1 protein-coding gene and 4 pseudogenes are annotated in these 11426 nt (G+C 60.9%); 2 read left to right on the top strand and 3 right to left on the bottom strand.

Going from position 1 to position 11426, the window contains the following annotated elements; genetic code table 11:
* Together NKH95_RS32765 and NKH95_RS32770 are read right to left on the bottom strand one after the other, a co-directional pair.
* Positions 1–183 (bottom strand): annotated as a pseudogene (locus tag NKH95_RS32765) (type IV secretory system conjugative DNA transfer family protein); the annotation flags it as partial.
* A gap of 267 nt (positions 184–450) precedes the next feature.
* Positions 451–809: pseudogene (locus NKH95_RS32770) on the bottom strand (DDE-type integrase/transposase/recombinase); the annotation flags it as partial.
* A gap of 507 nt (positions 810–1316) precedes the next feature.
* Here NKH95_RS32770 and NKH95_RS33505 point away from each other — a divergent pair.
* Together NKH95_RS33505 and NKH95_RS32780 are read left to right on the top strand one after the other, a co-directional pair.
* Positions 1317–1851 (top strand): annotated as a pseudogene (locus NKH95_RS33505) (aldehyde dehydrogenase family protein); the annotation flags it as partial.
* Between the two features lie 283 nt (positions 1852–2134).
* Entirely contained in the window at positions 2135–10975 is an 8841-nt protein-coding gene (locus tag NKH95_RS32780; RefSeq protein WP_352894514.1) for a Ulp1 family isopeptidase, read from the top strand.
* Between the two features lie 152 nt (positions 10976–11127).
* On the opposite strand, the pseudogene virG reads toward NKH95_RS32780, so the two are convergent.
* Positions 11128–11426, bottom strand: a pseudogene (virG, locus tag NKH95_RS32785) (two-component system response regulator VirG); the annotation flags it as partial.

An 11426-nucleotide genomic window follows, 5' to 3' on the forward strand; every position in this document is an offset into this window, starting at 1 on the left:
GATGAGAACAATCTCGTAGTCGTCATCGAGCAGCCGAACCTGTTCGGGACGCAATAGCGGTGCACCTTGATGTGAATTCTGAATGTTCCAATCGAACGTTCGCGCCTGGCTGTAGGAAATCGATTGGGCTTGAAATGTGAATCCACCGATAGCTTTGGAAATGTAGTTCGGAGTCTCGTCATCTACCTCGATGTTCCTAGAAGCGCGCCGGCAGCCCGGGCGGGGGGCTTGGGGTTAGACTGCCAGCGCACGCCACTCATAAAGAGCGGCCTCTTTTCGCGGTTCGGACACCCATAGTCAACCCGGCAACGTCTGGATGCCCGCTGTGCTTTTTGCAGAGCGGCGATGCCGGGCATATCGGCCGATCCTGTCTAGGATGGTGTGGCCACTCTCGTCGGCCGAGTTGATGCTCCAGCCAGTATCGCCTTGCCGACCAGCATGAGTTCGCCGTTAGCAATCCATTGTTGCGGGCGTTCCAGTCACGGCCTTCCATTCGGCGATGGCTTGCAAGCGATGAACATGTATGGCGAGAGCAGAACGTTTGGGGCGGGGGACGAAGAGGTTGCGGAGGGCTGACAAGGTCGAGACGAAGCGTTGCAGGCCTCCCGGCGATCGGACCCCTGCATCATCCGCTCCCGTTTTCGCGGCGGCACATGGGAATTCTCCGCTCTGTTGTTCAACCCCTTGTGCGACCGGTGCTCGACGTCCGGCATCATCTGTCGCTTTGCCGCTCCATACGAGCGAAGCTAGTCGGTGATCATGCGCTTCGGCGCGAGCCCCTGCTTCTTCCACAGCCGCGTCAGCAAGCGCAACCTCTCGCAGGGTGCGCTCTCAGAGTTCGTTCCTGCGCAGCGGCCTTGTTATCTCGATACTGGATAAGCGTCTACGAACCTACGCGCCGCATAACGAGCTTTGTTGCGCTGGTCGGTTGCGAAGGGTGGCTCTATGCATCGCAGTGGCGGACGCGAAATCCTCACCATCCTTCTGCATCGCGCTATTTGGCTTGCCGAACACCCAATTTCGCCGGCACGCTGCCGCTGAATACGATGATCATCTCACATTCTTGCTATGGAGACTGTCGTCCTTCCTGGGCACGCGGCTGACGGCGACGAAAGCGGGTTTATTCATGCAACACCCCTTTTTGGCAGGCAAGCTGGTGGACTTCGGGATGTCGGGGGCGAATATAGCGAAGACTCCCGCCGCTCGCTGATGCATTCTGGACGCAACCGCATCGAGCCGATGTGTTCGAGACGCTTCGCGGCTGCAGTCGCCGAACGATGGCGTGGTTATGCGACCTGTTCGGCATGGCTACCCCCGTCCAGTCAGGCGTTCACGAAGGTGTTTGTCGAGAGTTCGTGGAGAAAGTCCGCCACTTATCGTTGGCGAGGGCTTTGCTCCGGAGTGGCGATCGGTGCGCTGATCGACAGGCAGGCTCTGGCCAAAATCGAATCCCATGCCGTCGCGAAAGGCCGCAGAATCGATGCGGGGGCAAACGCATCGCGCGAATGGCACGTCGAACTATCGGTCCGGTCTCCAGCGAGATGACCATCGCGCAAGAAAGAGACATTCGGGCGGCTGGCGCCTGTGATTGCTTCGACGATGCGGATAGGTCGTGCATGAGGCCAACGACACGATCTACGGCCTTCCCCCACATTTGTGCCTCAAACGGAAGCGTGTTTGGCGTGTCGCCGAGGCCTTGGAATATGGCATAGTGGTATGAACACGGGACGCATGTCGTCGGAAGCCGCGCCTTTCGGCCGAGTGAAGCAGTCCGGCATCGGGCGGGAGGGTTCCCGCCATTGCCTCGAGGACTACCTCGAAATGAAATACCTCTGCACGGGCGGCATCTGAAGCATGGGCTTGCAGGGCTCGCAGACCGGTAAACCAGCGAGCCATCTCCAAATATGTGAATTGTGGATTGCTCCTCGACGGGAGCTGAGGGGCGGCTCCGCAAGCCTTACGACGCTCTTTGCGAGCCGTAGCTGCCGAGCTGGCAAAAGGCCGGGCTACGTCGCGCCAGCGCAATCGGCGCGCAGAAAATTAGGCCTACCCGCTCCGGGACCGCGGACCTCGTCAGCTTCTCGTAAGTATGCCCGAGTAGGTTGCTCAGCTGATCTGTGGACGTGAGGCTAACGTGAACCGGCACAAATTTGACCTATCCAATGTAACAGGTTGGCGGCAGGTGCAGCCCCCGGCATCTCAAGAGCAAGCGGCACAGGCCGGGCAAGAGGGCTTTGAGCAGCGCTCGGGCGAGGCGCGCCAAGCCGCTGCCCAAATTCCCGCCCCCGGCGTTCCGGCTCTGCCAGACCCGTTCCATCCTCATCCGTCTCACGGAGACCTGAGCCTCATCGAAGGCGCGGCCCCATGGGAAGCGCAGCCCATGATGCAAGGGAGCGGACAAGAACACGCCGCGGCGCCGTACGCCGGAGGCAGTGGGTCGATGCTAGGTGCCTCGGTGCTGCAGCCGGGTCACTCAACGGCGCGCCATCATCATGCGCCGGATTCGTCAGTGGGTGATCTGAATCCTTCCGCACCGTTCGAGTTGCGTGACCATGCTCGTTCCCCCGTGCCGGCGGCGGTGCAGCCAGATCCTCCAGTAGTGGTCTCCGACGGTCGCGGCTGCAAGCGTCCTCTTTATTCCAACGATGCGACCGTTGTCGAAGGGCTGAGGTCACTCTACGCGGGTAAGGCCAAGGAGGAAACGGTCAAGCGCCATGTAAATTCTCTTTACGGCTTTGGTCGTTGGCTCTTTAAAAATAACAAGCCGGGATTTGCTGCTCGGCTTCACGAGGAGTCGCTGGATGAAGATCTCAAGGAGTACGAGAGCAGTGGTGGCTCCTCGACTGTGGCTGTGGCACTGCGTCGTCTCAGAGAGTCGGCGGGCGGAGTGCCAATGGTGGGCCGCGCTGTCCTGAATCCCGACCCTGCCGACGCCGTGCTCATCAAAGAGTACAAAGCGGCTCTCATCAAAGAGTACAAGGGAGCGCCTGCGACCGGGCCGAATCGCCAAACCATTCACGACTATGGAGCTACTCTTAGACGTTTCAGTGAATACCTGGTTGAAAACAACAAGCCGGGGATTGCGGCTCGGCTTCACGAGGAGTCGCTGGATGAAGATGCCAAGCGCTATAAGGCCTCCAGTGGTGACCGGAGGATCATTGCACTAGCTCAACTCCGGAAGTTCCTGCCGTCCGCCGCACTCGGGCGCGAAATTGCCCTTGCTGCTCGTCCGGAAGACGCACTCGGCATGGAGGCTCGTGCCATTGGGGACGCCGCTGCGCAGCACAGCGGGCCGCAGAAGGCATTGGGTCGGCCAGAGAAGCTCCCTGGGGAAGCTAATGAAGACGCCGCTGTTCTGCCATCGTCTTTCGTACCAACTGGGCACCATCACCAAGCCTCGGATCCCGCAGAGTCCTTTCGTCCCCTGATCTGGCGCGACGGCGACCAGCGCGCGCCGGACGAGCGGATCGCTGCACAGGACAGGAGCAACCTGCTACCAAGCGAGGAGGTGCCACTGAGGCCACCGGAATTCGCTCCTCCCAGCTTGCGGGCGGGGAATTCCGCCTCGCCAGAGCTCTTTCCTGAGGGGATGTCCCCCGCGGTCGAAGGGTTTTTTGGTGTTTTCGGCGACCCCAGCGGGCGGGTGCTCGGCGCATTGCAATTGCTAGGCGACGAACATATCCACAGGGATTACCAGCTCCTGGAGCAGGAGTTGCAGGGGAACAATCCAGAACTCGCCGCCCGGACGCGGTTCGTGGATCCCCTCGTAGCCAATTATCATCTGCGCTTGGGCTCCGAGAGCGACAAGCTAAGCGCATTCCAGCGCATCGTCCATAATCAGAACGGTAACGACACAGCCGACTTCCTGTTCGTGCCAGTGAGCGATGGCGGTAAGACTCTTGCGGAGCGCGGCAAACATTGGTCGCTGCTGTTCGTTGATCGCAGCGACCGGGAACGGCCGGTTGCCTATCATTATGACTCCGTCAGCGGATGGCATGACAAGCTTGCAAAACACCTCGCAGAAAGGCTGGGCGCCAGCCTGGAGACCCGCGTGGACTTACCCCGCATCGCCCAGCAGAGCAACGAGTGGGATTGCGGAGTCTACGTGGTGGACGGCACGCGGGCGCTGGTTGGGCGATTGCAAAGATGGCAGCCAGACCTGCCAGACCTGAACCTCAACAACCTCGTCGTCAATCGGCAGGCACTACAAACCCGACTCATGGGTGACGATACATCTGGAACGGCAAATTATCTCACGAACTTTGAACTCATGGACCGACAGGCGCGAGACGCGGTTAAGGAAAGCCCCGTTGGGACGTTTCACCAGCGGATCAAGCGGCTCGGCCAGTCAGCGCGAGCGTTGCACGACAGAGCCCTGGCTCCAGTCGCGCCGGACCAAGGCAACCCAGACTCGGTGTTCGTACGGGACGTTGTTCCCGGGGAAACACGCCATCATCATGCGCCGGATTCGTCAGTGGTTGATCTGAATCCCCCCGCACCGTTCGAGTTGCGTGACCATGCTCGTTCTATGCCGGCGGCGGTGCAGCCAGATCCTCCAGTAGTGGTCTCCGGTCGCGACAAGCGTCCTCTTTATTCCAACGATGCGACCGTTGTCGAAGGGCTGCGGTCAGCACTCTATGCCGGTAAGGTCGGGGAGCGCACGGTCACGGACCATGTAAATTCTCTTCTCGGCTTTGGTCGTTGGCTCTTTGATAATAACAAGCCGGGATTTGCTACTCGGCTTGACGATCCGTTGCTGGATCAGGATCTCAAGGAGTACCAGCGCGAGAGTGGCTCCTCGAACGTGGCTAGAGCACTGGGTCGTCTCAAAGAGTCGGCGGGCGGAGCGCCAATGGTGGGCCGCGCTGCCCTGAATCCCGACCCTGCCGACGCCGTGCTCATCAAAGAGTACAAAGCGGCTCTCATCAAAGAGTACAAGGGAGCGCCTGCGACCGGGCCGAATCCCAAAACCACTCAGGACTATGCGGCTACTCTTAGACGTTTCAGTCAATACCTGCATGAAAACAACAGGCCGGGGATTGCGGCTCGGCTTTACGAGGGGTCGCTGGATGAAGATGCCAGGCGTTATTTGGACTCCAGTGGTAACCGGTGGATCAGTGCACTAGCTCATCTCCGGAAGTTCCCGCCGTACGCCGCACTCGGGCGCGAAATTGCCCTTGCTGCTCGTCCGGAAGACGCAGTCGGCATGGAGGCTCGTGCCATTGGGGACGCCGCTGCGCAGCACAGCGGGCCGCAGAAGGCATTGGGTCGGCCAGAGAAGCCCCCTGGGAAAGCTAAGCAGCTGAGCGAGATCGGCAATTCAGGCGCTCGCGTGCTGATGCAGGCCCCCACCCATCAAGTGGGTGCATTGGCATGGGAGGCGCAGCCCATGATGCTGGGGGACGAGCACCTGGCACCGCATACCGGAGGCAGTGGGTCGATGCTGGGTGCCTCGGTGCTGCAGCCGGGTCACTCAACGGCGCGCGATTCGTCAGTGGTTGATCTGAATCCCCCCGCACCGTTCGAGTTGCGTGACCATGCTCGTTCTGTGCCGGCGGCGCCTGCCGGGCCAGCGTTCGCCAGGGCTGAGGAGACGCCCTCCGCGGTTGGCGAGGCCGCGGAGGCCGCAAGGTGGGCTCGGTTGCAAAAGCAAATGGACGAACCAGTGCATGATCCCGGCCCTCAAGTGGATACATCGCCATGGGAGGCGCAACTCATGGTGCAAGGGAGCGGACAAGAACACGCCGCGGCGCCCTACGCCGGAGGCAGTGGGTCGATGCTGGGGGCCTCGGTGCTGCAGCCGGATCACTCAACGGCGCGCCATCATCATGCGCCGGATTCGTCAGTGGTTGATCTGAATCCCCCCTCACCGTCCGAGTTGCGTGACCCTGCTCGTTCTGTGCCGCCGGCGCCTGCCGGGCCAGCGTTCGCCAGGGCTGAGGAGACGTCCTCCGCGGTTGGCGAGGCCGCGGTGGCCGAAAGGTGGGCTCGGTTGCAAAAGCAGAAGGTCGACGCTGATTTGTCGGGATATTTCGACTCGATTCCGCACGCGGACCTTCTACGATCGCCATGGGAGGCGCAACTCATGACGCAAGGGAGCGGACAAGAACACGCCGCGGCGCCCTACGCCGGAGGCAGTGGGTCGATGCTGGGTGCCTCGGTGCTGCAGCCGGGTCACTCAACGGCGCGCGATTCGTCAGTGGTTGATCTGAATCCCCCCGCACCGTTCGAGTTGCGTGACCATGCTCGTTCTGTGCCGGCGGCGCCTGCCGGGCCAGCGTTCGCCAGGGCTGAGGAGACGCCCTCCGCGGTTGGCGAGGCCGCGGTGGCCGAAAGGTGGGCTCGGTTGCAAAAGCAAATGGACGAACCAGTGCATGATCCCGGCCCTCAAGTGGATACATCGCCATGGGAGGCGCAACTCATGGTGCAAGGGAGCGGACAAGAACACGCCGCGGCGCCCTACGCCGGAGACAGTGGGTCGAGGCTAGGTGCCTCGGTGCTGCAGCCGGGTCACTCAACGGCGCGCCATCATGATGCGCCGGATTCGTCAGTGGTTGATCTGAATCCCCCCGCACCGTCCGAGTTGCGTGACCCTGCTCGTTCTGTGCCGCCGGCGGTGCAGCCAGATCCTCCAATAGGGGTCTCCGGTCGCGACAAGGGTCCTCTCTATTCCAACGATGCGACCATTGTCGAAGGGCTGAGGTCAGCATTGGAGAGCACGGTCAAGCGCCATGTAAATTCTCTTCTCGGCTTTGGTCGTTGGCTCTTTGATAATAACAGGCCGGGATTTGCTGCTCGGCTTCACGAGGAGTCGCTGGATCCGGATCTCAAGGAGTACGAGAGCAAGAGTGGCTCCTCGGACGTGGCTAGAGCAGTGGGTCATCTCAAGACGTGGGCGGGCGGAGCGCCAGTGCTGGACCGCGCCGCTGTCCTGAATAATCCCGACCCTGCCGACGCCGCGCTCATCAGAGATTACACAGCGGCTCCCATCAAAGAGTACAAGGCAGCGCCGACCGGGCCGAATCCCGCTACCATTCAGACCTATGGATCTGCTCCTAGACGTTTCAGTGAATACCTGGTTGAAAACAAAAAGCCGGGGATTGCGGCTCGGCTTCACGAGGGGTCGCTGGATGAAGATGCCAAGCGCTATAACAACTCCGGTGGGATCAGTGCACTAGCTCATCTCCGGAAGTCCGAACTCGGGCGCGAGCTCCCTGGGAAAGCTAATGAAGACGACGCTGTTCTGCCATTGCCTTTCGTGCCAACTGGGCCCCATCACCAAGCCTCGGATCCCGCAGGGTCCTTTCGTCCCCTGATCTGGCGCGACGGCGACCAGCGCGCGCCGGACGAGCGGATCGCAGCACAGGACAGGAGCAACCAGCTACCAAGCGAGGAGGTCCTCATCAACCGTGAGCATGATACAGCGGAGTTGAGACCAGCGAAGAGGCAAAGGACCCCGAACAGTCGTCTGCAGGACGTTGCCACTGAGCCGCAGCTGAGCGAGATCGGCAATTCAGGCGCTCGCGTGCTGATGCAGGCCCCCACCCATCAAGTGGGTGCATTGCCATGGGAAGCGCAGCCCATGATGCAAGGGAGCGGACAAGAACACGCCGCGGCGCCGTACGCCGGAGGCAGTGGGTCGATGCTGGGTGCCTCGGTGCTGCAGCCGGGTCACTCAACGGCGCGCCATCATCATGCGCCGGATTCGTCAGTGGTTGATCTGAATCCCCCCGCACCGTCCGAGTTGCGTGACCATGCTCGTTCTGTGCCGGCGGCGGTGCAGCCAGATCCTCCAATAGGGGTCTCCGGTCGCGACAAGGGTCCCCTCTATTCCAACGATGCGACCGTTGTCGAAGGGCTGAGGTCAGCTTACGCGGGTAAGGTCAAGGAGAGCACGGTCAAGCGCCATGTAAATTCTCTTCTCGGCTTTGGTCGTTGGCTCTTTGACAATAACAGGCCGGGATTTGCTGCTCGGCTTGACGAATCGTCGCTGGATCAGGATCGCAAGGAGTACGAGAGCAGGGGTGGCCCCTCGGAGTACGAGAGCAGGGGTGGCCCCTCGATCGTGGCTAGAGCACTGGGTCGTCTCAAGACGTTGGCGGGCGGAGCGCCAGTGGTCGACCGCCCTGTCCGGAATCCCTACCCTGCCGACGCCGCGCTCATCAGAGATTACACAGCGGCTCTCATCAAAGAGTACAAAGAAGCGCCTGCGACCGGGCCGAATCGCGGTACCATTCAGGTCTATGGATCTACTCTTATACGTTTCAGTGAATACCTGCATGAAAACAAAAAGCCGGGGATTGCGGATCGGCTTCACGAGGGGTCGCTGGATGAAGATGCCAAGCGCTATGTGAACTCCGGTGGTAACCGGAGGATCAGTGCACTAGCTCATCTCCGGAAGTTCGCACCCGGGCGCGAAATTGCCCTTGCTGCTCGTCCGGAAGACGCAGTCGGCATGGAGGCTCGTGCCATTGGGGACGCCGCTGCGCAGCGCAGCGGGCCGCAGGAGGCATTGGGTCGGCCAGAGAGGCCCCCTGGGAAAGCTAAAGACGGGCGGGTGCTCGGCGCATTGGAATGGCTAGGCGACGAACATATCCAGAGGGATTACCAACTCCTGGAGCAGGAGTTGCAGGGGAACAATCCAGATCTCGCCGCCCGGACGCGGTTCGTGGATCCCCTCGTAGCCAATTATCATCTGCGCTTGGGCTCCAAGAGCGTCATGCTAAGCGCATTCCAGCGCATCGTCCATAAGAACGGCAACGACACAGCCGACTTCCTGTTCGTGCCAGTGAGCGATGCCGGTACGACTCGTGAGGAGCGCGGCAAACATTGGTCGCTGCTGTTCGTTGATCGCAGCGACCGGGAACGGCCGGTTGCCTATCATTATGACTCCTACAACGGATGGCATGACCCGCTTGCAAAAGAGCTCGCAGAAAATCTGGGCGCCAGCCTGGAGACCCGCGTGGGCGTATCCCGCATCGCCCAGCAGAGCAACGTGGTGGATTGCGGAGTCTACGTGGTGGACGGCACGCGGGCGCTGGTTGGGCGATTGCAATCGCAGCCAGATGACCTGAACCTCAACAACCTCGTCGTCAATCGGCAGGCACTACAAACCCGCCTCAGGGGTGACGATACATTCGGAACGGCAAATAATCTCACGAACTTTGAACTCATGGACCGACAGGCCCGAGACGCGGTTAAGGAAAGCCCCGTTGGGACGTTTCACCAGCAGATCAAGCGGCTCGGCCAGTCAGCGCCAGACGTTGCTCCCGGGGACCCATTTAAATTTCAAAGTCTTGAGAGCAAGGGGGACGCCGCTGCGCAGCACAGCGGGCCGCAGGAGGAATACAGTTGGCCAGAGTATCTCCCCCCTGGGAAAGCTAATGAAGACGACGCTGTACTGGCATCGTCTTTCGTGCCAACTGGGCCCCATCACCAAGCCTCGGATCCCGCAGGGTCCTTTCGTCCCCTGAGCTGGCGCGACGGCGACCAGCGCGCGCCGGACGAGCGGATCGCAGCACAGGACAGGAGCAACCAGCTACCAAGCGAGGAGGTCCTCATCAACCGTGAGCATGATACAGCGGAGTTGAGACCAGCGAAGAGGCAAAGGACCCCGAACAGTCGTCTGCAGGACGTTGCCACTGAGCCGCAGCTGAGCGAGATCGGCAATTCAGGCGCTCGCGTGCTGATGCAGGCCCCCACCCATCAAGTGGGTGCATTGCCATGGGAAGCGCAGCCCATGATGCAAGGGAGCGGACAAGAACACGCCGCGGCGCCGTACGCCGGAGGCAGTGGGTCGATGCTGGGTGCCTCGGTGCTGCAGCCGGGTCACTCAACGGCGCGCCATCATCATGCGCCGGATTCGTCAGTGGTTGATCTGAATCCCCCCGCACCGTCCGAGTTGCGTGACCATGCTCGTTCTGTGCCGGCGGCGGTGCAGCCAGATCGCCCAAAAGTGGTCTCCGGTCCCGACAAGGGTCCTCTTTATTCCAACGATGCGACCCTTGTCGAAGGGCTGAGGTCAGCACTCTATGCCGGTAAGGTCGGGGAGATCACGGTCAAGCGCCATGTAGATATTCTTTTCGGCTTTGGTCATTGGCTCGTTGAAAATAACAAGCCGGGGATTGCGGATCGGCTTCACGAGGAGTCGCTGGATCGGGATCGCAAGGAGTACGAGATCTGGGGTGGCGGCCCCTCGGCCGTGGCTGGGTCACTGGGTCGTCTCAAGACGTGGGCGGGCGGAGCGCCAGTGGTGGGCCGCCCGGCCCTGAATCCCCACCCTGCCGACGCCGTGCTCATCAGAGAGTACACAGCGGCTCTCATCAAAGCGTACGAGGCAGCGCCGACCGGGCCGAAACCCCGTACCGTTGAGGTCTATGGGTCTGCTCTTAGACGTTTCAGTCAATGCCTGGTTGAAAACAAAAAGCCGGGGATTGCGGATCGGCTTCACGAGCGGTCGCTGGATGAAGATGCCAAGCGCTATATGAAAACCGCTGACATCAGTGCACTAACTCATGTCCGGAAGTTCGCACTCGGGCGCGAAATTGCCCTTGCTGCTCGTCCGGAAGACGCAGTCGGCATGGAGGCTCGTGCCATTGGGGACGCCGCTGCGCAGACCGCGGCACAAGCTCATGGCCACGCAGGAGAGCAGGGACCCATCTCTCGAGCTCAACAAGTCGCGCCAGCGCCGTTTGAACGGCACTTGGGCAAGAAGCGTGAGGCCCAGGACGGACTGACGAGTACACTTGACAGGAGCAACCTCGTGAACAGCGGGGGCGTCATCATAAACAATGAACATTACACAGCGCTGTTGAGACCGGCGAAGAGGCAGAGGACTGATAATCCGCAAAGCCGCGCCATGGGGCGGCAACTGAGCGAAGCAACCACGACGTCCATCAGCCAAGCCTCCGATCAAGCCCGAGCGGACCTAATGGCTTCCTTCAGAAGCAGGGAGCGCTCCGACGCGGGGCGTTGAGCTCCATGGCTGGGGTCAAGCAGAACAGCTCTCTTGACGACAGAGGCGCTGATGCGATCTCCGGACCGGTAGCTCTCGCTGTAATTGATCAGGCTGGTACTGTTGGAAGGCTTGATCAGCCTCGTCACCCCAATCTCCAGCATAGCTCACTGTCACGCGGCCAACGTGCCTCCGTAGCTAACATCTACGTCAGCGTTGAAGAAGTACCCTGCGCCACGGGATGTTTTGACCAGGCGAGGGTTGGCCGCATCAGCCTCCAGCTTTCGGCGCAAGCGCATGATTAGGACATCGATACTTCGATCGTACACCTCTTCTCCACGCACACGGCTCGCGAGCAAAAGCCGTTCTCTGGATAGCACGTTGCGGGGGTTCTCCAGAAATGCGATCAAGAGATTGAACTCACATGCGGTAAGCTTGACCTCGCCACGCTCCGCACAGATCAGTCGCCGCT

Source organism: Mesorhizobium sp. M0848, from assembly GCF_040319805.1.
GTDB lineage: Bacteria > Pseudomonadota > Alphaproteobacteria > Rhizobiales > Rhizobiaceae > Mesorhizobium.